The 26,205-nt window shown below is 51.6% G+C and carries 15 protein-coding genes; 3 read left to right on the plus strand and 12 right to left on the minus strand.

Annotated elements, in window-relative coordinates; all coding sequences use genetic code 11:
• Window positions 1–19: 19 nt before the first annotated feature.
• The gene (locus tag ACFE8Q_RS20580) at window positions 20–853 is read right to left on the minus strand and encodes a MotA/TolQ/ExbB proton channel family protein (protein ID WP_375447321.1); all 834 of its coding nucleotides are present in this window, start codon (window positions 851–853) and stop codon (window positions 20–22) included.
• 471 nt (window positions 854–1,324) lie between these two features.
• Here ACFE8Q_RS20580 and ACFE8Q_RS20585 point away from each other — a divergent pair, with 471 nt between their 5' ends.
• The gene (locus tag ACFE8Q_RS20585; protein ID WP_375447322.1) at window positions 1,325–3,718 is read left to right on the plus strand and encodes a sialate O-acetylesterase; all 2,394 of its coding nucleotides are present in this window, start codon (window positions 1,325–1,327) and stop codon (window positions 3,716–3,718) included.
• Between the two features lie 15 nt (window positions 3,719–3,733).
• On the opposite strand, the gene ACFE8Q_RS20590 is transcribed toward ACFE8Q_RS20585, so the two are convergent.
• From ACFE8Q_RS20590 to ACFE8Q_RS20600, 3 genes are all read right to left on the minus strand, one after another.
• Entirely contained in the window at window positions 3,734–6,874 is a 3,141-nt protein-coding gene (locus ACFE8Q_RS20590; protein ID WP_375447323.1) for an efflux RND transporter permease subunit, read from the minus strand.
• 108 nt (window positions 6,875–6,982) lie between these two features.
• Complete coding sequence (locus ACFE8Q_RS20595; protein ID WP_375447324.1) at window positions 6,983–8,062, minus strand: efflux RND transporter periplasmic adaptor subunit; 1,080 nt, start codon at window positions 8,060–8,062, stop codon at window positions 6,983–6,985.
• A 9-nt stretch (window positions 8,063–8,071) separates the two neighbouring features.
• Window positions 8,072–9,337, minus strand: coding sequence for a TolC family protein (locus tag ACFE8Q_RS20600; RefSeq protein WP_375447325.1), 1,266 nt, complete (start codon window positions 9,335–9,337; stop codon window positions 8,072–8,074).
• A 236-nt stretch (window positions 9,338–9,573) separates the two neighbouring features.
• Here ACFE8Q_RS20600 and ACFE8Q_RS20605 point away from each other — a divergent pair, with 236 nt between their 5' ends.
• Window positions 9,574–10,299, plus strand: a complete 726-nt coding sequence (locus tag ACFE8Q_RS20605) for a hypothetical protein (RefSeq protein ID WP_375447326.1) — start codon at window positions 9,574–9,576, stop codon at window positions 10,297–10,299.
• Window positions 10,300–10,323: 24 nt separating this feature from the next.
• On the opposite strand, the gene ACFE8Q_RS20610 is transcribed toward ACFE8Q_RS20605, so the two are convergent.
• Entirely contained in the window at window positions 10,324–10,929 is a 606-nt protein-coding gene (locus ACFE8Q_RS20610; protein WP_375447327.1) for a hypothetical protein, read from the minus strand.
• Window positions 10,930–11,346: 417 nt separating this feature from the next.
• Between ACFE8Q_RS20610 and ACFE8Q_RS20615 the strand changes: the two genes are divergently transcribed.
• A complete protein-coding gene (locus tag ACFE8Q_RS20615; RefSeq protein WP_375447328.1) occupies window positions 11,347–13,395 on the plus strand; it encodes a glycoside hydrolase family 65 protein in 2,049 nt (682 codons plus the stop codon).
• Between the two features lie 50 nt (window positions 13,396–13,445).
• Here the strand turns inward: ACFE8Q_RS20615 and ACFE8Q_RS20620 are convergent, their stop codons facing one another.
• The 7 genes from ACFE8Q_RS20620 to porU form a co-directional block, all read right to left on the minus strand.
• The gene (locus ACFE8Q_RS20620; RefSeq protein WP_375447329.1) at window positions 13,446–14,114 is read right to left on the minus strand and encodes a TetR/AcrR family transcriptional regulator; all 669 of its coding nucleotides are present in this window, start codon (window positions 14,112–14,114) and stop codon (window positions 13,446–13,448) included.
• Between the two features lie 257 nt (window positions 14,115–14,371).
• On the minus strand, window positions 14,372–17,575 hold the full coding sequence (locus ACFE8Q_RS20625; RefSeq protein ID WP_375447330.1) for a two-component regulator propeller domain-containing protein: 3,204 nt from the start codon (window positions 17,573–17,575) through the stop codon (window positions 14,372–14,374).
• Between the two features lie 243 nt (window positions 17,576–17,818).
• Entirely contained in the window at window positions 17,819–19,189 is a 1,371-nt protein-coding gene (locus tag ACFE8Q_RS20630; protein WP_375447331.1) for a dipeptidase, read from the minus strand.
• Window positions 19,190–19,271: 82 nt separating this feature from the next.
• Window positions 19,272–19,919, minus strand: a complete 648-nt coding sequence (plsY, locus tag ACFE8Q_RS20635) for a glycerol-3-phosphate 1-O-acyltransferase PlsY (protein WP_375447332.1) — start codon at window positions 19,917–19,919, stop codon at window positions 19,272–19,274.
• Window positions 19,920–20,050: 131 nt separating this feature from the next.
• Window positions 20,051–21,337: a M16 family metallopeptidase gene (locus ACFE8Q_RS20640; protein ID WP_375447333.1), complete on the minus strand. Its 1,287-nt coding sequence runs from the start codon at window positions 21,335–21,337 to the stop codon at window positions 20,051–20,053.
• A gap of 67 nt (window positions 21,338–21,404) precedes the next feature.
• Window positions 21,405–22,634 carry a type IX secretion system outer membrane channel protein PorV gene (porV, locus tag ACFE8Q_RS20645; protein ID WP_375447334.1) on the minus strand — a complete coding sequence of 410 codons (1,230 nt, stop codon included), beginning with the start codon at window positions 22,632–22,634 and terminating at the stop codon, window positions 21,405–21,407.
• A gap of 103 nt (window positions 22,635–22,737) precedes the next feature.
• Window positions 22,738–26,202: a type IX secretion system sortase PorU gene (porU, locus tag ACFE8Q_RS20650; RefSeq protein WP_375447335.1), complete on the minus strand. Its 3,465-nt coding sequence runs from the start codon at window positions 26,200–26,202 to the stop codon at window positions 22,738–22,740.
• Between the last annotated feature and the right edge of the window lie 3 nt (window positions 26,203–26,205).

The raw sequence follows: 26,205 nt of genomic DNA on the forward strand, positions 1-26,205 counted from the left end.
ACTAACGTCAGAAGCCGGCTTAGTTATGCGCAGCAAAGTTTTGCTGGATGCTCAGGCCGATTTCGTCGATGTTGTAAGTCAGCGTATCGATCCGGCTCGTGAAGTACGAGTACATGATCGTAGCAATAGCTGCCGTACCGATACCGATAGCCGTGTTTACCAGGGCTTCAGAGATACCCGTTGACAGCGCACCTGTGTCAGGCTGGCCTGTTGCACCCATGGCGGCGAAGGCGCGAATCATACCTAATACCGTTCCAAGCAGGGCGATCAGGGTAGATACCGATGCCAGCGTAGCGATGATCGTCAGGTTTTTCTCCAGCATTGGCAATTCCAGCGTAGTAGCCTCTTCTACTTCTTTCTGAAGAGCAACCAGTTTCTGCTCTTTGTTCATGCTGGTTTCTGTCGTCAGTTGCTGATATTTCAGCAGAGCCGTCTTCACCACGTTGCCGATCGAGCCTTTCTGCTTGTCGCACTCAGCAATAGCGGCTGACACCTCATTCCGGTCGAGCTGGCTTTTTACTTTACGAACGAAGTCGTCAATAGAACCTGAACCATTGGCGCGGCCGATGGTGATAAAACGCTCGATTGAGAAAACGAACACGCAAAGGAAGCAAGTGAACAGAATAGGTACGATAAAACCACCAGCGTAAACGGTTCCAAAATAATCACCGGGTAGGGGTAGTTTCGTGTTGTCGCCATCCTGGAAGTGCTTACCATCGCCAAAGATGAAGTGGAAAACCAATTCGGCGATGATGAACAGAATGGGAATTACAAACACTGGGTTCAAACCACCTGACGATTTCTTCGGTGCGGCTGCCTTAGCGGGTGCGGGGGTTGCAGATTGTGTCTTCATTGAACTGTGTACTGTTGGGGTTGAATTGAAAGTTAGGTTTTGAACGTAAAAAAAGTGAAAATTTTACAACTGTGACGTTTTGGGAAATAAAATTCCGAAAAAGCCCACTAAACACGCTTACAAATCTACGTTTTTTCTGTCCATATACGGACACGCTTCTTGTGTAAAAAAATCGTGAATTGTAATTTTCTCACTAATTCATAGGACAAAAACCGATAGGCGAAGACATAATCTTTGCCGTATACATATTGAGTGTCAATGAAGTGTATAGACCATCATGGCCAGATAAGCAATCATACCTAATTGTACTATTGGGGGAGCACGTCGTTGCATAGTTTAATCTGGGTGTACGAATTCAGTCTATTACCTTTGATTTTTAATAGATGCAGACCAGTCTACTTTTGCATAAGCCTGTCTCTGATTTCCGATAATAGACTATATGCATATGTCACTAGGTTTGTCTGTTCATTGATGATTTGTCTCCGCGTTCTCTGTCCGTTTTGCTTACTGCTGGCTATTCCCTGGTCTGCCCTGGCTCAGTTGTCCATTCAGTTTCCGACCAGCCGTTTCGTCACTCAGCGAGGGCTGGACAACCAGGGGCGAGTCTACATTGCTGCCCGCTTAAGTGAACCCGCCGATCGGGTGGAGGCGCAACTCAGCCCGGTTGTTGCAGGGCAGGGAACAGCTACTGCCTGGCAGACTATTCAGTCAAATTCGTTGGCGGGGGCAGTGATGGGGTCTGTGACAGGCTCTGGTGGCTGGTATGTTCTGACCGTGCGAGCCATACGCGGTGGCGTAACAATAGCGCAGGCATCTGTGCAACCTGTGGGTATAGGCGAGGTATTTATCCTGGCTGGCCAATCTAACTCACGTGGTTTCGGTATCGGCGATAACGATCTGGGAGCTGTTTCTGACCGGGTCAGTTCTATCGACACCATCAACCATTATTACCCGCCTCCCTATCTGGCCCTGCTTTCGTCAGGCGATCCAATGCCATTTGCGCCTTACACGCCGCTAACGGCTGGGAGACGGGTATTTCCAATGGGCGAAAGCTCTTGGGGCTGGGGTGAGTTGGGCGATTACATAGTTAACCGGTTCAACGTACCTGTCATGTTCTACAACGCCGGCTGGGATGCGTCGACGATCGATAACTGGAGCAATACAGCCAAAGGCGTTCCGGCCTGTAATCTGTTCTATTGCGTTGTGAACTGGCCCAACCTTCAGCCGTACACTAATCTGCGGCAGATCATGAACTACTACGGTGCGTCGGGCGGTTTTCGGGCCGTTTTATGGCATCAGGGCGAATCGGAAAATATTCGACCATCGACGATACCCCTCTATGCGGCTCGCCTCGATTCACTGATTCGGCAGGTACGTCATGATTTCAATAACCGGTCGATGCCCTGGGTGGTGGCGCGCGTTTCGTTTACAGGCGAGGTAACCAACGGCGACGTGATAGCACAGCAAAGGCAGGTGATTCAAACGCCAAGCTTCAATGTCTTCGAAGGCCCGCTGAACGACACCATCATCAACCGACATGGCGGGCAGCAGGATGTTCATTTTAGTAACGCGCTTCGTCCATCACCTCATCCACAGTATTTTTTAAATCCGCAGGCTATTCCTGCCAACATGGGGCTTTCCCGCTTTGCCCGTAACTGGAACAATAGCCTGAACGACACATTCTTTCAGACGGCCGCGCCCATTCTACCCCTTCTATTTGCCTCAACGGGTGATGTAACAGCAATCAATGGGGGTGCTTTTTCTGCCGGGGATAGCGTTAAAGTCACCTTTATGCAATCAGGTACGTTCAATGCAGGCAATGCATGGGATGTGCAGATTCTGGATAATCAGGGCCGCTTCCGCGCGACAGTGGGACGTGGTAGCACCTCTCCTATTCGTGTTCGCTGGCCCGACTCGCTTGCGCTGGGTACGTATCGCATACGGGTTGTCTCGACCAGTCCGGTAGTGGCCGGAGCGCCGACGCCGACCGTAACATTACTGCCGAAAGCCGATCTTGATTTGATTGGTATAGCCCACCGGCGGGTTCTTTCAGTGAATGATACCACATCTATTTTTCTGACGGTAGGAAATACGGGCTCTGTACGGGCAACGAATGCCCGTTGGCAATGCCGCTTGCCTGCTAACCTGATCGCGACGGCCATTTCGGGCGGTGTAACGGTGAGTAACGGTATGGTGTCAGGTACGTTACCTATTCTGGAAGCGGGTCAGCAACTAACGCAATCGTTTCGGATACAGGCCACCGCTGATGGAATGTACCTGGTAGCCGCCGAGATTGTACAGAGTGATAACCCTGACCCCGACAGCCAACCGGGCTCTGGCACTGGCGATGGCCAGGATGATGCCACCCAGCTTGACCTGCGCGTGGGGACGGGCTCAGGTACGTATGCGTCGCCTAACCCCAATCAAATGCCGTTGCCTGCGGTACGGAATAACCAGCCAACGCCCGTTGCCAATCTGGCCGACCTTAGCTTGCGGATGCTGGTGAGTAATCGAACCCCCAGCCTCAATGACATAGTTACCTACACGCTCATTGTGACGAACATAGGCGGTTCTTCGGCCAGTAACGTTAACACAACGGCCTATTTGCCTACGGGCATGCAATTCGTTGATAGCAACGATATGGGGCCTGGCGGTGGCGGTATCACCGGAACGAGCCTGTCGCTACCTGCTGGAGGTTCCAGTTTATTTAGTTTCAGGGCCAAAGTAACAACCGCCGGGTTGAAGCAAACCCAGGCTCAGGTACGTTTTGCCACGCCCGCCGATCCCGATAGCACACCCGGAAATGGCTATCCAACCTCAACGGGTGAAGATGACGAAGCCACGGTTGATTTGCGGGTGCAGTAAATGGCAACTACGGCCTTACGCTACTTCTGCCGTTTGCCTGCGCTTTTTACCACCGCGACGGGCTGTATGCGTTGTGTTCCGGTTGAAGAATCGGTAAATGATCGGGAAAATCAGGAGGGTGAGTATAGTGGCTGTGATAAGTCCGCCGATAACTACGATGGCCAACGGTTTCTGGGTTTCGGAGCCGATACCCGTACTTACGGCCGCAGGCAATAACCCAATGGCCGCCATCATGGCCGTCATCACAACGGGCCGGATGCGCGACTGCACCCCGTCGGAGATGGCCTGATCGAGGGTCATGCCGGCAGTTAGGTTGGCGTTGAAAACAGAAATCAGGATAACGCCATTCTGAACGCAGATACCAAAGAGCGCGATGAAGCCCACGCCCGCCGAAATGCCGAAGATCGTGCCCGTAGCATGCAGGGCCAGAATGCCGCCAATCAGGGCAAACGGCACGTTGAGCAACACCAGGCCGGCATCTTTGGCATTGCCAAAGAGCACAAACAGGATTACGAAGATGGCCATCAGGCTCAGCGGTACAACCTGCCCAAGTCGCTTCGAGGCACGTACCTGATTCTCGAACTCACCCGTCCATTCAGGCTCGTAGCCTTTATCAAACTTCACCTTTTCGCGTACCCGCTGCTGGGCATCGACGATGGTGCTGCCCAGATCGCGTTCGCGAACCGAGAACTTCACGCCAATGAACCGCTTGTTTTTATCGCGATATACGAAAGCAGGACCAGTCAGGGTTTTGATGGTCGAAATCTCTTTCAATGGAATCTTGTCGCCCCGAATGGTGGGAACCATCAACAGGCCGATGTCCTCTTCGTTTTTGCGATAATCGGGCAGGTAACGTACCCGAATGTCGAACCGGCGTTCACCTTCGTAGAGTTGCGTGGCTGTTTTTCCACCAATTGCCATTTCAATTACGGCCTCGGCATCGCCCACCCGAACGCCGTAGAACGCCATCTTCTGTTTATCAACATAAATACTGAGTTCGGGCTGACCCACATTTCGCAGAATACCCACGTCTTTAATACCAGGTACGTCGCGGATGGCTTCAATTACCTGATCGGCGTATTTATCGAGTTCGGCCAGGTCGCTGCCAAATATTTTGACGGCGTTACTGGCGTTCATCCCGGCAACGGCCTCGGCCACGTTGTCGATGATGGGTTGCGAATAGTTGTAGTTGATGCCCTGGAACTGCTTCAATTTGGCATCCATTTCTTCGATCAGACCGTCGGTGGTGATTTTGCGGGCCCACTCTTTTTTGGGCTTAAGGTTCACCTGCATCTGCACGTAATAAAAGCCCGACGGATCGGTACCGTCATTAGAACGGCCCGTTTGCGACAAAACGCCCCGCACTTCCGGGAACTCCATCAGTTTACCGCGCAGCGTGTGTACCATCTTCACGGTCTCGCCCAGCGACGAACTCATGGGCAATTTGGCTTCTACCCACAAGGCGCCTTCGTTTAACTGAGGCAGAAATTCGGTACCCAGCAAGGTGGCCGATCCAAAGCTGAGACCCATGAAGATTAGCGCCGCCAGGATGCTGGTTTTCTTATGGGCATACGTCCAGGTGAAGCCGCTGGTGATGCTACGATTGAAAAAGTTGACGATGAAGTTATTTTTCTCCTTTACGTTCTTGTTCAGCAGCATCGAACACAGAACCGGCACCAGTGTCAGCGTAAAAATAAGTGCGCCGAGCAGGGCAAAACCCAGCGTCCAGGCCAGGGGGCTAAACATCTTGCCTTCCACTTTTTCGAACGAAAAAATGGGCAGTAAGGCGGTGATAATGATCAGCTTCGAGAAGAAAACGGCCTTGCCCAGTTCAGCGCCGGTCTTACGAATAAGGCCCAGCTTAGCCAGTTTGTTGAACCGTTCCATGCCAACCTTATGCGCTTTGTGGTCGAGCACCACAAAAATGCCTTCCACCATCACCACGGCGCCGTCGATGATGATACCAAAATCAACCGCCCCCATCGACAGCAGGTTGGCCGACATACCCCGCAAGCGCATACAGAGAAACGCGAAAAGCAGCGCCAGCGGAATAATAATGCTCACGATGACCGTCGTGCGCCAGTCGGCCATGAACAGAAACACGATCACCGTTACAAACAGAATGCCTTCGGCGAGGTTGTGCAATACCGTCTCGGTACAGAACGTCATCAGGTTGTCGCGGTCGTAGAAAGTGACCATCTCCACGTCGTCGGGCAGAATTTTGTCGTTCAGTTCGGCAATTTTCTCCTTCACCCGACCCAGTACCTCCGACGGGTTTTCGCCCTTACGCTGCACAATAATGCCTTCAACCACGTCGTCGCTTTTATCAAGGCCTACCTGCCCCACGCGCGGCTGATTCGATTCAATAACTTCGGCCACGTCGCGCACCAGTACCGGTAATCCACCCTGTTCGTCGACAATAATGTTGTTAATATCATCGATGTTGTTCAGTAGACCGATTCCGCGTACGACGTAAGCCTGTCCGTTTTTCTCGATCACGTCACCGCCAACGTTCAGGTTGTTTTGTGTTACGGCGTTGTATACTTCAGAGGGCGTGATACCGTATTTCTGAAGCAGCAGCGGGTTTACGCTCACTTCATACGTCTTTTCACGGCCACCGAAAGCCACAATGTCGGCCACGCCCGCTACGGCCCGCAACTGCCGGTCGATCACCCAGTTCTGAATGGTTAACAGTTCGCGGGTATCGCGGGTGGGTGATTTGAGTGTGTAGCGGAAAATCTCGCCGGTTGGGCCGTAAGGCGGCTGAATATCAGGCTCTACACCTTCGGGAAGGGAAACAGTGCGCAGGAGGTTGTTGACCTGTTGCCGGGCGAAGAAATCTTCAACATCGTCTTCGAAAATGATCTTCATCACCGACAGCCCAAACATCGTGATCGACCGCACGTTGGTTTTGCGCTGCACCGAGTTCATGGCCACTTCGATGGGCACCGTCACGAATCGCTCGACTTCTTCGGCGCTCCGCCCGTTCCATTCCGTCACCACGATAATCTGGGTGTTTGTAACGTCTGGGAAGGCTTCGATGGGGGTTTTCAGGTAGCTGACTACCCCCGCAATGGTAAGTGCGCCAACCATGAAAAACACGAAAAATCGGTTCTTCAAAGAAAACGTCAGGATTGACTTGATGAAGTTATTCATAGCTCTCAATGAGTAAAAGAGGTAAAGAACAAAAGAGTGAATGAGTTTGCTGAAGCCCTTTTTCGGGTAATAAAACGTTCACCTTTCGCTTGTTGCTTCTTTTACTCTTTAGTCATTTAGCGCGTCATAAATCAGTAGCTGCGACTGGGTAATGACCTTGTCGCCTGCCTGCAAGCCGCTGCTGATGTAGGCAATATCGCCCAATGATCGGTAGACCTGCACCTCGCGGGTGTCGATATGCTGTCGGTCGTGGTAGATCATGACAAACTGCTTGTTCTTATCGAAAATGAGCGCTTTCGTAGGAATAGTCGGCATAGAGCCCCCTTCTTCGAAAGCCAGCAGAACCGTTGCGTTCATGCCGGGCTTTAGCTTCATCTGTTCGTTGGCCAGCCGGATACGTACCTGCATGGTTTTGGTGGCCGGATCAAGCACGTTATAGACCTTGTCGACCGCCCCACGGAACACCTTGTCCGGGTAGCTGAGGGTACGTATCTGCGCTGGAAGGCCGAGCCGAATCTGCCCAATATCCGACTCGTTGACGTTGGCCATTACCCAGATTTCGTTCAGTTGCGAAATGGTGAAGACCGCATTGGCATCGTCAGAACGCAGTTGCATACCCCGGTTAATATTCTTTTCCAGCACATAGCCCGAAATGGGTGCTTTTACCACCGATTGCGATTTTGCATCGGCTCCGTAGATTTGCAACACTTCGCGCAAACGAGACAACTCAGCCTCTTCGCGCTCCACTTCTTTGCGGGCGGCAATTACATCCCGTTCTGAGCTTAACTTGTCGGCAAACAGGTCCTGCGCTACTTGTAAATTCTTTTGCGCTAATCGCAGTTCGGCCTGAGCCTGAGCCAGTTCGCTGTTATAGCCTGCCACCTCGCTCGACTGAATGATGGCTAATACCTGCCCTTTGGTAACAAAATCGCCAAGCTCTGCCCGTACATCGCGCACATTACCACCCACGAGCGGAAACACCCGGATAAGCCGGTTTTCGTCGGGCACCACGCGGCCGATCAGTCGAAGCTGGCTACGGATTGGCAACGGCTTTACAGCCTCCGTCTGGAGGCGGCTTACCATCGTATCGGTTAACGAAAAAGCAGTTTTGGGCGCTTCGGTAGCCATTTTTTGCTCTTTGGAGCAGGCGACCAGCGACAAGGCAATCAGTAAAAAAAATGGCTTCATGAGAATTGGTTACTTGAACAGGTCGGTGCCTATTACGTAGGTAAGTTGTTCGTAGGCGGTGATGCGGTCGGCCCGGAGGCGATTTAGCTGGCGCACGTTTTCCAGGTACGTTTCGAAGAGATCGACAAACTCGATGAGCGCGATATTTCCCTTCTCGAAATTGCGTAATACGTTCTGGCTCAACTCGTCGAACTGAGCCGGAAAATTGGGGTCGATGCTTTGAAAGGCGGCATTGGTCTGCTGAATCTGCTCCAGCGAAGCCCGCACTTCATTCTCGACCACTGTTTGCTGGGTACGTTGCCCGAGCCGGGTAAACTGCCCCTGTGCGATAGCCGACCGGATGTTGCCCTGATTCCGGTTGAAGATCGGCAGATCCATACCGACTGTCAGGCCGATGTAGTTGTTTACGTAGCTGGCATTTTGGTCGTATAGCGCCCCTACGCGCAGGTCTGGTTTTGCCAGTGCCCGTTGCAGATTTACGTTGGCATCAGCCTGTTGAATAGCCACGGCGCTTGCCTGTAGGTCGGGCCGGTTATCGAAGGCGAAGTTTACCGCATTTTGCAGCGTAGGTAGTGGCCGATTGTAGCGGGCGGTATCGCGAACGGCCAGCACCGGCCGTATCGACTGCGTAGTTTGAAGCAGAATGCGGAGGTCACGTTGCTGATCGATCAACTGATTTTGCAGTTCCAACTGGTCATTGGTCAGTTGCAGCAGCAGGGCTTTAAGGCGGACCAGCTCTTTCAGCGCGACGTTGGTCTTGGCGTATTGCCTTTCAAAAGCAGCAATCGTTTCTGTCAGTCGTATGCGCCGTTGGGCGTATACCTGGAGGGTATTTGTTGTGAAGAAGACGGAGAAAAACCGGCTATGGACATCGAAACGAAGAGTGCGCAGCAAATCGGCAAACTGAAGTTCAGTGAGGCGAGCCTGCTGAATGGCTACGGCTACTCGTTTGCTGCGCTTGCCGGCGAGCAGAATCGTTTGCTGGACAGACAGGGCTTTCTGGCCGTTTTGCCCCACATCGAATGCCTGCCCAAGCACCGGGTTGAACGCGTTGAACTCAAGCGAGACAATAGGGTTTTCATAGAGTTGTGCCTGAACAATTTGTGCCTGTGCCGACTCGATCTGAAATCGTCCTGCCAGGGCCTGTAAGTTATGCCGAAGAAACAGGCTATCGGCCTGAAACAGCGTTAACGACAATGTATCCTGCGCTGTTGCTGCCGTTGTGACGATGAGGGCACCCACGCCCCAAAATAGAGCGGTTAATTTACGAATCATGTTACGGAGGAAAGGCTCACTTACCCTACAAAATTAGTGGAGTGTCGATGTGAGGCTGAGTTAATAAACTTTAAAATCGACACTGCACGTGCATTAACCAAGTACGAGGCCAAGCAACTCACAAATATCCTACATGCTGGAAAAACTTGTAATTAAAAGGTAATTAATACGCAAAACAGTGAACGTATACTGGTGGTAGTAATTAGTATTAATAAAGGATTAAACACAACGTATGTATGAAAACCGGATTAATTCAAGCGTTTCTACTTAGTATATTCTGCTTCTATACGACTACCGTACTAGCCCAGGAATCGTACCTCAACGTACCTGAATCAGATGTAGCTAAAGCCCACAAATTCACGGTACAACAGCAGTTTTCGATTCAGGATTACTACCGTTCGCTGACCACGTTCGACTACGGGCTGGGTAAAGATTGGGAGGTCGGAGCGAATCTGCTTAACCTTGATTATTACCCCGATCAAAGCCGTATCCTTCGCAACGATTCAACGAGCGAACGGGCGTACTCACCGCTGTTCATGCTGAATGGGCAGAAAATTTTTAAGTTGCCGAGCGGCTTTCACGTAGGTGTAGGCGGGCAGGCAGGATACAACCTGACGCCCGATAAAACCCAGCGCCGGTTTGTGGGCTATGGGTACGTCAACCTGAATAAGCAGTTCCACGACGACCACTATAAACTAACCGTTGGCGCCTATACGGGACATGTTCGTTACCTGGGCGATGGTCAGCAGATCGGCTTTCAGGCAGGCTTTGAAGCCGGAATATTTTACCAGAAACTGCACTTGATTGGCGACTGGATTTCGGGCCAGCATGATGTGGGTCAATTGGCGCTGGGTTTGGAAGTATTTCTCTCAAAAAGTTTTCCGTTAGCTATCGGCTGGCAACGGAGTAATCAGGATGGCACATCGGCATTAGTTGTACAAGTAACCTACATGCCTGATTAATGGGCTCGTTGTGCGTTGTTCCAATCAACCATTCGAACTACTGGATGCGCTACTGCTTGAGCTACCAGACGGTTTTGCCTGCTCTAGAACGTGAATAATGCCGGGCAGGTGCTTAACTGATTTTGGACCAGCATAGCCCGGTAGGTCAACTAGAACCCCATTGGCATCAATTGCCTGTGATACTTTAGCTTTATAGCTGATCAGTTTCAGTTTTGTGTAACCTCTGGATGTCAGTGCGTTAAACAACTGGTTGGCTAAGGGCATAACCTGCTGCGGATTGCTGTAAGGTTTCAACTCACTAGGTTCCTTCTGCATCCTTACCAGTGCAGCTATAGCGGCTGACTGCTCTTTCCCCGCTCCAAGACGGGCAGCTTCCGACTGAAGAGCTTGTATCTTCTTTAGCCTTTCAATACTATTCACGGATAAACCAGCGTAGCACACCAGCAACTCAATTACCTGTTGCTCCTTGCTTAATCCATCTAATTCAAGCATTTCGGCGATGTTTTCGGCCGTCCATTTACCCATTGAGTTGGTAAAAATAGGCAGTGCTTCATGCCCATGACAAACAATATAGAGTTTACCAGACGGTGCAAAGGATTTCAACTCTCTTTTTCCAAAAGAGAGTAGCACAGGGTAAACATTCAGGTACATAGCGGCCCCAGAGGCCACACTCTTCATATGCTCATCAGCGGCCGGGCACCATATCTTATTTCGACCAATAAGCTCCGAAACGGCATTCGCCCTTGGCCTGGTCAAGGGTTGTTCTTGTGGAGATGCACTACTGCTATACGCTTTACTCGAACCGGCGTCTCCCTCTGGCATGATCTACACAGGTAAGTCTGACTGGTAAAACGGATATACGTTTTTGCCAACTACCTGAAATGTACCCCTGAATAGAGTAATGACCAGCTAAATATACTGACCGGCTACTCCAGCTCATTACCTCGGCAGGGAGTTGGCTGTCCAAATAGGCAGAAGGAAGGGCTATATCCTGCCGTGGTATGCTTTTTTATGCTTATTTTGGCATTATTTTGACTAAAACAAAGTATGATAACACGTAAATACAAGTTAGGCCTTGCCTTAATCGGTGGGTTGGTCGGATTGCTGTCAGTTTCTGGGTACGCCCAAAATGCCGATTGGCAAATTGTGGCGCAAAACATAAATCCAGCCAACTACTACGGTATCACTGTTGCTAACGGCATGATCGGGCTCGTATCGTCGCCCGAACCAATGAAGGTCAAAGACGTGGTGCTCAACGGTGCATTCGACACGTATGGTCGGGGGCGCGTCTCGAATATCCTGAAGGTGTTCAATTTTGCTAATATGAACCTCGACGTCGATGGCCAGCGCATTAGCCAGCGAAACATTGCCAATTATCGGCAAACACTTGATATGCAGAAGGCAGCCCTGACGACTACCTTCGATTTCAGCGATAAAGTCAGTGTCAGGCAGACGGTACTGGCGTTGCGCCACCTTCCTTTCTCGGCGCTCACCCAGGTGGAAATCACGGCAAAGAAAGATTGTGAAATAATTCCGATGTCGGTGCTCGAGTCGCCGGAGAATCTGAAGGAGGTAAAGAATTTTTATTCAGAAATAGACCGGCCGCACGTGACCATCCGCCTGTTAACGTCGGTAGCCAAAAGCCCAACTGGTCGGCATACCGTGGCTGCGTCGACCTCGTTTCTGTTCGAAGAACCGCACGGTCAGGAACCCGACGTGATTCACGAAGACTGGGATTATAATATGCACCTGGCCAAATTCAAAAAGCAGTTGAAAGCCGGGCAAACTTACCGATTCAGTGTAGTTGGCTCGGTATCGTCGACCGCCCACACGGCCGATCCGCATAATGAAGCCGAACGGCTAACCATCTTCGCCGCCTTGGAACGTACTCAACGACTGCTAAGCCGCCATAATGCAGAATGGGATAAGCTTTGGCAGTCAGACATCATCATTGATGGAGACCCGGATGCGCAGCGGGCCGTTCGGCAGGCCTTGTATCACCTATACTCGTTTGCTCGTGAAGGAACAGCCTACAGCCTATCGCCAATGGGGTTATCGGGACTTGGCTATAATGGCCACGTTTTCTGGGACACTGAACTCTGGATGTATCCGCCGCTGGCCATCCTTAAGCCTGAACTGGCTAAATCGTTGCTTGAGTACCGTTACGAACGTATGGCTATGGCTCGTCAGAATGCGTTCAGTCACGGCTACACAGGCGTTATGTTTCCCTGGGAATCAGATGCCGACGGGCAGGAAGCTACCCCGGTCTGGGCACTGACAGGGCCGTTTCAACACCATATTACCGGCTGCGTAGGCTGGTCGTTCTGGACGTATTATCAGATCACGAAGGATAAAGAATGGCTTCGTACTCGTGGCTACCCCATGTTGAAAGAAGTAGCCGATTTTTGGGTAAGCCGGGTCGAGAAAGGCACTGACGGCCAGTACCATATCAACAACGTGATCGGGTCGAACGAATGGCAGGAAAACATTGATGATAACGCGTTCACTAATGGTATGGTAAAGACCGTGCTGGGAATGGCAACCAAGGCGGCTCAGGAACTGGGTATAGCACCCAATGCCCAATGGAATGCAATTGCGGCAGGCATCCCGATTCTGACCTTTCCGGACGGGACAACGAAGGAAAACAGAACTTACGATGGTGTAATGATTAAACAGGCCGATGTGAACTTACTGGCCTATCCACTTAAGATCGTGACCGACGAAGCCAAAATTCGGAAGGATTTGGCTTATTACACGCCCCGGTACTCACCAGAGGGGCCAGCTATGGGCTGGTCTGTTTTATCGACGCTCTATACGCGAACGGGTGATCCTGAAAAAGGCTATGAATGGTTTGTGCGGAGCTATAAGCCTAATGAAGTTCCCCCGTTTGGCGTCTTGTCTGAAACGGCAGGCGGTACGAATCCTTATTTTGCAACAGGCGCTGGAGGGATGCTGCAAGCTGTTATCAATGGTTTTGGCGGGGTAGATGTTACAGACGCCGGTATTGGTCAGCTAAAAAGCCGTCTTCCTAAAAAATGGAAGTCATTAACAATTAAGGGAGTGGGCATAGACCACAGAACAATCGTTGTGAAGTAAGTAATGTTCGGCAGTTGGCCCTTCAGAACCGGGCCACTGCCGAACGCTACTTACTTCCATTGTATGTCCATTACACTTTCTGACTTGACAAAGGTGACGGCTTCCGTCTGAACAGCCTTTTCACCAAGGGCGATATAAATCAGTTTCACCGCATTCTCAATACGTTTCCAACCTTCCTCACTGCGCAGATTAATGCCAGCCATGGTCCGGTTGTTATCTGCCATCAAGGTAAGGTATGACATTGCCCCGAATGTGACGGCCGAAATAGCGGCGTTGTCAACATTCTCGACAAACGAAAACTGGTTGATAAGCCGAGTGATTTCTTCGTCTTGTACCTGGCTGGCGATGTCGGCAATTGGGTCGTTTTCGATCGTGTTCGCCTTCAGAAGCTCCCGACTCGCTTTGTTATTGCGGAACTGCCGGAACAACTGGGTTAACTGGCGATGCCACAAACGGCTGAGCTCATCCTCGTTGTTGGGGCGTATCTGTTGTAAGACAGCCTCCGTGAAACTTGGATACAGACGGCCCATTCGTATATAATGAGCAATTAGACCCTCTAATCCGCCGAAGTAACGGTATATCAGCACTTTACTAACACCGGCCCGTTCTGCAACACGATTTACGCCAACAGCCTGCAGGCCCCGCTCGGCGAGTACTTCCTCAAAGGCATCGATTATACGCTGCGTTGTTTTAGCACGATTTCTTCTTACTTTTTCCATAATGAAAGGCGCATTAGCTAATATTTGTAACTCAGACGTTCCTTTTCCGCCAAGGTCACTACGTTAATGTCTTGAAGCGCCTCAAGGATGTAGAAGATGAGCCCAATGCGCTGTTTTCGATTGCTTATAACTCTTTTATCGAACTAAATGAATACTTATATGCAGTATTCAATTTACAAACAACTAATTGAGTCTCTAATAGTATAGACTATTGTCAGATACGTGTAGTAAATTGGTAATGAGGCAGGTAAAGAGAGCTAGGAGGTCTGAATGTTCATTGATGTCTGTATATGTCGTAGCTTTTTATCAGCGTAAGGAAGTGGTAACAGGACCATTACAGACGTTCCTTTTTCGTGCTCCGTTTGCCATTGAATAACTCCCTGGAGCATAGCCACCCGGGATTCAATGTTGCCAATGCCTAAGCCCTGACGAACGCGCTCGTAATTGAAACCCTGTCCATTGTCGGCATAGGTCAGGTAGATCCGGTCATCCCAGTAGCGACAAGTAATATCTATCTGAGTAGCGTTGGCATGTTTCAGCGTATTGTTGATCAGTTCCTGGACAATCCTGTAGAGCATTGTTTCAGTGTCGGTAGGCAACCGGGTGAGCGTATCATCCAGGCTGAGATGAGCCTCTATAGCACCCGTTGCATTGATCCGGTCAAGGAGTTCTTCGAGGGCCGGCCCGAAGCCGTATTGTTCGAGCGTCCGTGGGTTTAATTCACGCAGCAAATCCCGAACATCGCTGATGGTATCATTGATTAAGCCATTAATTGCGTTTCGCAATGTTCGTGGTGCTTCCTCATCGCCAATATAACGGGCCATTTGCGATGTGTATAGCTTCAACGTTGCCAGCCGGGTACCGATTTCATCATGCAAATCGCGGGCGATATCCTTTTTCACCTGTTCCTGCACATCAAAAGCAAGCCGGAGTTGTTCGGCCTGCCGGTCTCGGAGCAAGTTCTCACGCCTACGTACCCAGATGAGTATCAGGGCGCTTACGGCCGAAACAAGCAGAAGAACAAATGGAATAGTACGCCAAAATGGCGGGTTGATCTGAATTGCCAACCGGTGGACGCGATAACTCCATTGGCCATCTTTATTGGCTGTTCGAACTTCCAGCACATAATCGCCTGGGGGAACATTGGCATAACGAACGTAATTTTTGTCGCCGGCCTGTACCCAGTCCTCATCATAGTTTGTCAGCTTATACGAATACCGATTATTTGTATTGCTGAGGTAATCCATTGCTGCAAATTCAAGCGAAAAGGTATTCTGCTCGTAGTTCAGCAGCAGGTTGGATTCATTCAGTATGGCGTCTGTCCGGTAGGGCTCGTCATTCACGCGCAGGTTGTACAGGTGAACCGCCGGGTTTGTACGAGTGCTTCGGTATAACTCAGGTCGGCAACTGTTGAATCCATTGACACCACCAAACAACAAGGTGCCAGCCTGGGTACGCAGTAAAGCATTGCCATTGAATTCTAACCCCTGAAGGCCATCTATCAATCCAAAATTTTTGATCTGTGACGTACCCACTTCAAGCCGCGATATACCACGGTTTGTGCTCATCCAGAGATTGTTCTGATTGTCTGGCAATACGCCGTAAACGAATGAGTTGGCCAACCCATCGTATTCTGTGAAAAACCTTATTTTCCTGGTCTGCCGGTCAAGCGCGGCCAGGCCACGATCTGTAGAAAGCCAGATGGTCTTCCGGGCCACATCGTCATGAATCTGGAGAATTGTGTAGCCGGGTAAGCCGGTCATTACCTGACGCCACGGCGCTGGTGAGCCATCGGGTGGAAGTGCGTAACAGGCAAATCCGTTCAGGTACGTTCCTACCCAAAGCCGCCGGGAAGCGGCATCCCAATGGAAGGAGAACAAGTTTCGATCGGCTAACTCGGGCCGTTTTTGCCATCTTCGGGTTGCCAGACTCAGTTGAAAGATGCCTTCTTCGGTGGTGGCCAACAACGTATCAGCGCTGATAGCTACCAGATCGCGCGCGTAGTTTTCGGTAACCTCGGCCTGTCGGGCAGACGCAGGCGGGAATGGTATGAGTTCAAAGGACTCATCGCGCGGGTGGAACAGATAAGCCCCACCAATAGTACCGACCCACATTCGCTTGTACGAATCAACGTATAAGCGTTTGATGAGGTTGTGCATCGGCAAATTGCTACGCGGTGTGGTTGTCAGGTAGTGCCGTAACACCCGCCATGAAGACTGATCCAACACGTTGATACCGGCCTCTGTACCAACCCATAACGGAGGTTTCGACAGCGATTTGTCAGCCGGTGTCACGGCAAATTCACTGAATCCCCGGATAGTGAAGCCATTTAATCGTTGATGGGCGGGTAAATGGCTGGCCTGATATTGCTTGCTGACTCCGTCGAAAGCGAAAAGCTCAGGAACCAGCTTTACCAGCCCGTTCGGATCAACATTGGCCCAGATGATTCCCTGGTTATCGGCATATAGTTTATTGATCTCAAATTGATCGATCACCAAGGGGCTGTTTGGGGCGCTTTCAATCGTGCCAAACAGACGTACCCGCTTATCAAAGTAGAAGATTCCCTGTTGTTGAGTACCCACCCACAGGCGACCTTGCTGGTCTTCGCTCAAACTATAAATAGGGCCTATTTTCGTTGCGCCAGCCAAACTGTATGTGTGGGCTATTCCGGTCTTATGATCGAAGCGAACAAGGCCACTGGCTGTACCAATCCAGGCGACATTATCTGCATCGATATGAAAGGAGAAAACGGTTTCTGGTTGGCCAAACACATTATCGGGATGGTTGCTGAAGTACCGGTACAGCTTCTTCTCCAATAAATTATAGCGCAGCAGACCTACAGAGGCGTGCAGCCATACATCGCCCGCCGGAGTTTTGGTTGTCGAACTTTGCAGATCGTACTCATGCTTTGGTTTCAGATTCGGGTGCAGAACCCGCTTCTGGCGGGTGCGGTAGGCTACAGAGACAAGACCTTCGGCATCGCTCAGGTAGAGCAACTCCTTATCATCGGCGAAGAAGGGTAACGTACGGGAAGGAATAGGCCGGGACCCCGGTTTGGGTAGTGACGTGTAGAAGCAGGTGAACTGATCTTTCCAACGGTCATACCTGTTTAAACCTTCTTCGGTTCCTATCCAGATGGTGCCCTGTTTATCTTCAACGATGCCAAAAATATTCACGCCCCGGATGTTGCCAGAGCGGCGATCATCGGAGCGGTAGGTTAAGAATCGGTGCCCATCATAGCAGTTCAGCCCATCCTGAGTGCCAAACCACATAAAGCCCCGGGAATCTTTGAGAATGAAATAAACGGAGCCCTGAGCGAGGCCGTCATCTACACCTATGTGGTCGACCCGGAAGTGGGCGGGGGAGAGCAGCGGATCAGCGGCAACAGAACCAACTAACGTTAACAGACTACAGAAGACCATAGTCCACCATTGTGCTGTACACGTAGCTATTTTTCTCATCGTTTAGGTTGTTAACCTACTGTTACTGAACCGAATTATACGAAAAAATAACTACACGAACGGCAGCAGTCTAAGCATTTTTTAATACTTATGTAAAAGTATTCAGCTCCTTATCCAGAAAGCAACAAAAATGCCTTCACAAAATGAAGGCATTTTTGTTACGACGATTACTGACTGGCGCAACGTTTGTCTGCTAGCCTCTAACTCATAGAACAAGCAGGAACTTCCTGTCTGCTCAGTAAATCAAACCTCACTTTTCAGCGCGGTATAATGCTTGTAGAAGTAGGGAATGGTCTCAATGCCTTTGTAAAAATTGAATAGACCATAACTCTCGTTAGGCGAGTGCAACGCATCGGCATCCAGGCCAAAGCCCATCAGAATACTTTTGATACCTAACTCTTTTTCAAATAAAGCAACAATAGGTATACTGCCGCCACCCCGGGTTGGAATAGGTTTTTTACCCCAGGCCTCCTCGAAAGCACGGCTGGCCGCTTCAAATTCAATCGAATCGGTGGGCGTTACGTAAGGGAAACCACCGTGGTGGGGCTTCACCTTCACCGATACGGATGCCGGAGCAATCGACTCGAAATGCCTAGCGAAAAGGGCCGTTATCTCGTCGGGTGTTTGGTTGGGTACTAAACGCATGCTGATTTTAGCCGACGCTTTCGAGGGAAGAACGGTTTTAGCGCCTTCGCCGATGTAGCCGCCCCAGATGCCGTTTACGTCCAGCGTCGGCCGGATCGAGGTACGTTCGTTGGTTGAATAACCCGCCTCTCCAAACACATCGCCAATGCCCAGGTCACGCTTATACTCATTCAGATCGAACGGAGCTTTAGCCAGTTCAGCGCGTTCGGTCTCGGTCAAATCGATCACTGTATCGTAGAAACCGGGAATAGTAATACGGCCATCGGCATCTTTCAGGGAGGCAATCATCTGGCACAGCACATTCACCGGATTGTCTACCCCTCCCCCATATACGCCGGAATGCAGGTCGCGATTAGGGCCAGTTACTTCGACTTCCACGTAGGACAGGCCTCGTAGCCCCGACTCTACCGAGGGCACATCATTGCTGATGATGCTGGTGTCTGAAATCAGGATAACGTCGGCGGCGAGCTTTTCCCGGTTGGCCGTAACAAAATCGCCGAGGTGGTCTGAGCCTACTTCTTCTTCACCTTCAATCATCACCTTTACGTTGCAGGGCAGGTTACCCGTTGCCAGCATGGCTTCAAGAGCCTTGATGTGCATGTAAAATTGCCCTTTGTCGTCGCAGGCGCCTCTGGCATAGATCCGCTCATTGCGAATGGTTGGCTCGAAAGGCGGCGTATCCCAAAGTTCATACGGGTCGGCAGGCTGAACGTCGTAGTGGCCGTAGACCAGTACAGTTGGTTTGGCTGGATCAATGATCTTTTCCCCGAAAACAATAGGATGGCCCGGTGTATCAATCACCTCAACGCCATCAAGGCCAGCGTCGATCAGGCGGTCACGGACAAATTCGGCCGCTCGCCGAACATCGCCTTTAAACTTGGAGTCGGCAGATACCGAAGGAATACGGATGAGATCGAACAGTTCGTCGAGGAACCGTTGCTTGTTGTCTGTCAGGTACGTTGCGAGCATAATAAGGGAGATTGGATAGTGGATGTCAGGCGGTAAATGCCGTTACTAAAACGCTGTCCAGAATCTGGCAGGCGGCATCTATCTACTTTGTCTTTTTTAACTTGATCAGGACCGTGCGGCTTTCGTTACCCTGAATCAATCGGCCAATATTCTTTTTGTGAGTAACTACCACGACGAGGAATATCACGAAGCCAAATGCAATCAGCAGTGGGCTTTCCGGCTGCCCTGATATGCGCAGGAGTAACAGCACCGGAAAGGCCAGCGCGGCCAGAATCGAGCCCAGCGACACGTACTGCGACGCAATGACCACCAACAGCCACACGCCAATGCAGATGGCGGCAACTTCGGGTTTAATAGCGAGTGCCATACCAAGCAACGTAGCCACACCCTTGCCGCCACGGAACTGAGCGAAAACAGGAAATAGGTGGCCTAACACCGCCAGAAAACCAAACAGAAGCTGGCATCCCAGTACTTCATCTGCTGAAAGCGTACCCAGTGCACTCAGGATATGAACCAGCGAGGCGGCGGCAAATCCCTTCAATACGTCGACCAGCATAACAACTGTGCCAGCCCGTTTGCCCAGTACTCGAAACGTGTTGGTGGCGCCGGCATTGCCGCTGCCATGTTCACGAATGTCTATGTTGAAGAAGGCGCGTCCGTACCAAACGGCTGTCGGAATCGATCCTAGTAAATAAGCCAGCAACGCGGCTGGGGCAATAGATAAGGTCATTAGCGCGGTCTTGTGTAAGGCTGTAGCCGATCAGTTTTGTTCGATCTGACTTCAAATTTAGGAAAAAACTAACGAACGCCTTCTAACGCTATCTGATGGGCCATTCAGTTACCTGCCGGGTTGTGCAGGAACTACTTACCACCCGCCACTACTTCAACCAACGATTCCTCGGTCAGGTACGTTTGTGCCATTTGCTGCACATCCTCGACGGTAACTGCCCGGATCCGGCTGATATAACTGCTCAGGAAATCGACGGGAAGGCCATCCAGCAAAATGAGTTTGTACCGGTCGGCAATCTCGAATGGTGTGTTTAGTGAGCCGACAAATTCACCCGCCATGTAGTTCTGCACGGTCAGCAACTCATCGGCAGGGGTGAGTTCGGTCTGTAGCCGATGAATCTCTTTCCAGATTTCATCGATGGTTTGCTGGGTAAACTCGCGTTTTACGTCGGTTCCGATCAGGAACTGGCCCGCCTGCCGGAAAGCACCAACATTGGACGAGATACCGTAGGTAAAGCCTTTATCTTCCCGGATGTTCTTCATGAGCCGGGAGCCAAAGTAACCGCCGAGGATTTCGTTGGTAACCAGCATCTTGTAAAAGTCAGGGTGATCCCGCTTGAACAAAACACGGCCCAGCCGGATCGTCGATTGGAGGCTGCTGGCCTTGTCGATAAGTTCGGGTGTTGTGTCGGTAACAATAGCCGGATGGGTCACCGACTTGTCAGGTACGTTAGCCTGAATAGGCAACTGCCCCAGTACTTCATTGACCAGGGCTGTTTCGGTTAAGCCAACCTGCCCTGCCAGCAGCACTCTGAATGGTTGCTGGCGGATGTACTGGTTGTAAAATGCAACCGCTTCGGTGCGGGGCAATGTACCTACCGTGTCGGGGTGCTGGCTGCGGCCATAAGGGTGATTCGGGCCGTAGAGTTTCTGCCGGAAACGAACGCTCGCCAGATGACTCGTTTTCTCGTAGTTGACCTTCAGATTTTGCAGCGTAATGGTGCGCAGGTCTTCAAATTCTTTCTCCGGGTACGTTGCATCGGTGAGCAGTTCAGCCACAAGTGGCAACACATTGGCCAGGTGCTTGGGTTGGCAATAAACGACCAGGCTACCCCGATCAAAGCCGCTGTTCAGCTCCAGGAAAGCCCCGTACCGATCAAAGGCATCGCTGATTTGCGCCGACGTGCGTGAGCTAGTGCCTTCAGCGAGCATTTTCCAGGCAAAAAAGGACGTGGCAGGCTGAGTTTCGTACCAGGCACCAGCGTCGATATTCACTTCCACGCGTATAACGGGTTGCTGGTCGAAAGCGACAATATAGAGGGGAGCGCCGTTGCTCAGTTGCTGGGTGTCGACGCTCGCAAGGCGGATGTCCTGGACGGGCTGATAATCGGGGGCAATAGTTCGGTCAAGTAGTGTCATCGGATAAAGAAAAAACCGGCAACCCACCGTAATGGATTGCCGGTATCAAAACGGTCTATATCGAAAATTAATTCTCGTTATCGGCGGTCTCCGCCTCTTCGGCAGCCCGCTGGTTCTTATTGAAATTAAACAGTAACGTTACCCGAAATGTGTTGGCCAGGGGGCTCCCCGAGCGAACGGGCAAGAGGTACGAGAAGTCGACGCCCAGTGAAGGAAGCCGGGCACCAATACCAGCCGTAGCGTATTGACGACCGCCTTTCTCAACCGATTCACCGAAATAACCTAGTCGGGCGGCAAATTGCTCGTTGTACCAATATTCAGCACCGAACGAGCCGGTGATTTCTTTCAACTCTTCGCTAAGGCCGCCGGGCGCATCGGCAAAGGAGCCGAATACGGCGCTCAGATAAGGCCGATTAGGATCTTGCCCACCTACAATAACCCGCTTACCATTAATAGTTTCATAAATGGGCGGCGTTGGCACCATCAGCTTATTGAGGTCAAGCACGAAATTGAACTTGTTGACCTGGTCAGCATGGTAGGTGAACATACCGCCCAGCCGGAAGTTGGTCGGTATGAAATATCGTTCTGGACTACCGTAATTGATACGACCACCGAGGTTAGAGATCATCAGACCATAGGCCCAACTGATGCCTTTACCCGTGACATCGTCGCGGATCGAGTTGTTGTAGTAGGCGCTCAGGTCAAAGGCGGCCGTTGAACCGGGTTGAATGGGTGTTTGCCCACTGCTGTACGTGGCACCGCCCGCGAGGTTCGAATTCAGGTATTTCACGTTGACACCCATCGAGAAGTTGCGGGCCAGTTTCTGCGAGAAGCTAGCCGTAAGGGCATATTCCCGGGAGTTGAACGAGCCTGCCGAGACGCCCTGGCTGGTTGTAAAGTCGATTGTGCCCAAATCGAAATAAAGCAGCGAGAGACCGATTACCTGGTTCTTGTTGAGCTTTTTATAGCCCGAGAAGTAACCATAATACATGTCGCCGATCAGATCGCGTAGCCAGGGCGTATAGGATACGGCTGCCCCCGCGTTTTCTTTGGCGTAGACCAGCTTAGACGGATTCCAGTAGATCGCGTTGGCGTCCGGGTTGTCGAGGGCTACCCCGGCATCACCCAGTGCACCCGACCGGGCATCGGGTGTAAAGTTTAGGAAAGGGACAGCAGAGTTGGGTACCCGTTGCACCTGACCGGCCAGATTAGTGAACGAGGTTGGCTGACCTACAGCCACTAAGCTTGTTACGAAGAAGCCTGCGCTAAGTAGCAAGCTGAAGTACATACGATTCATAAATCCGTTTTAATGGTCTGACAGTGTGGTTGCCAACGGGCGGCTGTACTGCGGTGACCGTCAAAATTACGAGGTTTCTGCGTGTAGAAAAAAAACGTTTCGATTAGTCACTAAAAAGTAGCCGATTACTGGCTTTGGCCTGTTCGCCTGTTTCAGGATTTGTCAGCTCAGCCTGTAAGATATAGATGCCCGCTGTTAGCGGAAATGGTAAGCGGGAATACGATCCAACTGATATTGTTTCTGCGCAATCATAACACGATCCATGCTCTTCGATCAGGCTTTTTCCGCTCATAGACACCAGTCGCCAGGTCCAGTTAAGTGGCTGACCGGGGCGGTTATGGGTCAGTAACCACTGACTTTGTTCCCGTACCGGATTTGGCGCGCCAACTAATCGTTGAATTGTCATGGCGGGTTGTTCCGCGACTACAAATGCCAACGTAGCCTCTGCCGGATTATTGTTTATATCGAATACTCTTGCCCGAACTACGTAGTTTCCGGGAGCCATATCGCGTAGCGGAAAGTTGAACTCCCCGGACCGCCCGTCGGCCGAGCCCGTAACATAATCAGCAATCCGTACGGGCGCTCCGCCGTCGAGTTGAAGGGTTGGGCCATGATTGGCGGTGGTTTGGGTCAGGTTAACGCCTGTTTCATCGGCAACCAGCAGCCGTATGGTTACGGTTGGGCCGGTAGCGGTTGGCCGTTCGGCGGCGGGTAAAGCACCCCCCAGGGTCAGCGTCAGGCTGGGCGGACGCGTATCCGTGACTAACGTACCTGTACCGCCCATCAACAGATTTTGGTAACTGCCAACGGCATCGCTCAGGCTGTCGCTCCGGACAGCGTAAGCGTAAACACGACCAAATCCGAAGGCGGGCGATACGTCGGTAGGTACGTTAAAACTAACCTGGAAACGTCCCTGCTGCACAGTGGCCTGCCCGGAAAACAGGAGACTTTGATACGCTTTATAGGCATAAGGCTCGCTTTCGGTGCCACGTGTTTTCAGCGATAAAGGCTTATCGTAGACCAATATGCGTACAGTTCCGGTGAAATCGCCCGCCACCACCGTACTGCTTTGTGGACGAACCTCGCCCTGAAGCGTGATGCGCTGCCCGGCGCGCAGGGTATCGACCCGGTTGGGGTTTAAGGGCCTATCGTTTAGGCGGGTGAACGTCACCGTCTGCTGCGGATAGGCCAACCGCATCGACGGATCGCCAAGCAAGGTGAAGTTCCGGTTCTGCACGCCGCTGATGCTGTTATTTTTCGTGTCGCGCATGACATCACCGAGCCGGGGCAAACCACCTTCGACTGCCAGAAAAATGGCTTTATAAAAAGCTTCGTTCAACAAATAGTTTGTATTGGCAAACACAGGCCGGGTTGTGGTCAGCAAGCCAATGGCACCACCCGTACGGTCGAGTTGCGCCAGTTCGGCACCCGATACAACGTTTGGATCGTCATACCGGCCAAACTCACAGGTAGCGGTTATAAACAACGGCATTCGGCTATTTTTCCACGACAAAATATCCTGGACGGTCAGTATCTGCTCCTGCGCCCAGCCTGTTTCACCCCCATGACCAGCGTAGTTGATAAGCAGTTGCCCTTCATTAACTGCACGGTTAATGGCCTGATTGACGGTTGGCGCCCGTTCGGTAATCAGGCCCACCGGTTGCCCGACCAGCGTGATCGTGTCTTGTTTAAAGGCATCGAGAAACAGCCGTTCAGGTCTGAATTCGGGGTGACGCGCCTCAACCAGCGCAGCCAGTTGATCTTCGTCGTTCTGGTGAATGTTACCGTCTCCATCATCGGCAACCAGCAGTAGTTTTGATCGCCAGTCGCCCAGCAACCGTTTGTCAGAGGCGTATCGGATAAGTTTATCAACGACGTTGCGCGCCTCGGCGGGTGTTTTCACGGTCAATCGACCAACGCCAATATCAAGGCGGGTGTTATCGGCGTAGGTTTCGGGCCACTCACCATCGTCATCTTTCAAAAAACCGAAATAATCGTCGGACGAAAAGCTACGGACGGGGTCGAGTGATTCCAGGCTTTCATAAGTTGGAATCAGGTTAGCGGTTTGGGCGGGTGTCAGCGATTTGGCTTTTCCCCGATAGTCATACGAAGCATCACCCATCAATAGCAGGTAGCGTAACGTACCCCGCGTGGATTCGCCTGGCTGTCTCCGGGCGAAGAACCGGGCTGCATCCCGGATGGCCGATACGTCGGTCTGGCCAGACGAAAATTCGTTGTAGACCTGAGCCGTGGTGACCACCAATATACTAAGCTTATCATTGTCGCGCCTGAATTGCGCCAGCCGTTCGGCCTGGTCGCGCCACGCTTCGGGCGTGATAATCAGCAGGTTTGGGGTTACCTCTGCCCGTATATTCTGATTGAGGATTCGATAAACTGCGGCGGGGATACCTACATTGCGTAGCGTATGAAGATAAAATGAGGCCGTGTCGGTAACCGCCCAGGTTGCCTGCGTTCCAGCCAGCGAATAAGCCTGTTGGACGGGTGTGGTCGGGTTCGACACATCCCAGATGAGTAATTCGTTGGTTGCCTGGCGGGCGGTATAACTACCGCGCCCGCCAAACACCGTTATAGGTACGTCATACTGGCGGATCTCACGCTTTGTCTGAACAGCCACATAGTTGAGGTACGCTACGGCTCCGCTGCCATTCTGCCGGTCGTAGGTTAGGGTGAGCCGGAGTTCGTCGGGCGCGGCAGGAACCGTGACCTGACCCGTTACTGTTCGGGCCGACCCCCGCGGCGCAAACCGGTATCCGCTGATCGCATCGAAGGTGGCACTCGTCAGAATCGTGTTATCGAGCGAGACGTAGAAGGCGGATGGGGTCAGTGATACACCGGTTGCCGATAGGGTCACATAAGCAGGTGCACCGGCAACACGTCCTGGCAACTGGAATGGCACAAACTGCTGTGGGTACGTTCCGTAGTAATCGCCCATCCACTCACGACCCGAATTAATTAAGTTTGTGGTGTCGTGCTCGTAATACGCGTAATGATCGAACGTGGTGATGGCTGGCAGGCCGGTGGCCTGGCTGGACTGACGGGTTATGATTCGCTTTCCAGCGTCGGTGCCGATTGTCAGGAAGTAAAAGGTGGTGTCGCTATAGGGGTTGAGTTGGTGCTGAAACCGGCCTGTAACTGGGTTTTGGGTCACCGTTTGTGGTCCTCGCGCATAAAAACGCAGCACGTCACCGGTATCGAAACGGCCGTCGGCTTCACCTGTTACCTGAATGGAGTTCTCTATTAGGTCAGTTGGGCGTGGGGCTGAGTTGGCTTGTGGCAGGGGGGCACCGCCATTGCCATACACTTTAAACGTACGCGGGTCGGCCGTACGGAAAGCCGGGTCCAAAGCCGTTAGTGCGTTGTAATCGAGCTGGTAGACGCCTGTGCCGAGCACCCCGATTTTGTACCACGTACCTGACCGAAGAACAGACTGTGCGGCTGAACAATGAACAATGAGCAGTAGCCAAGCGCCACTAAACCAGCCTTTGGCAGAAAGTAAACTGCTTATGTTCAGAATACGATGTAGCGCTGTAGTGAACCTACTAGACATTGT

Source organism: uncultured Fibrella sp. (genome assembly GCF_964250085.1).
Taxonomy (GTDB): domain Bacteria; phylum Bacteroidota; class Bacteroidia; order Cytophagales; family Spirosomataceae; genus Fibrella.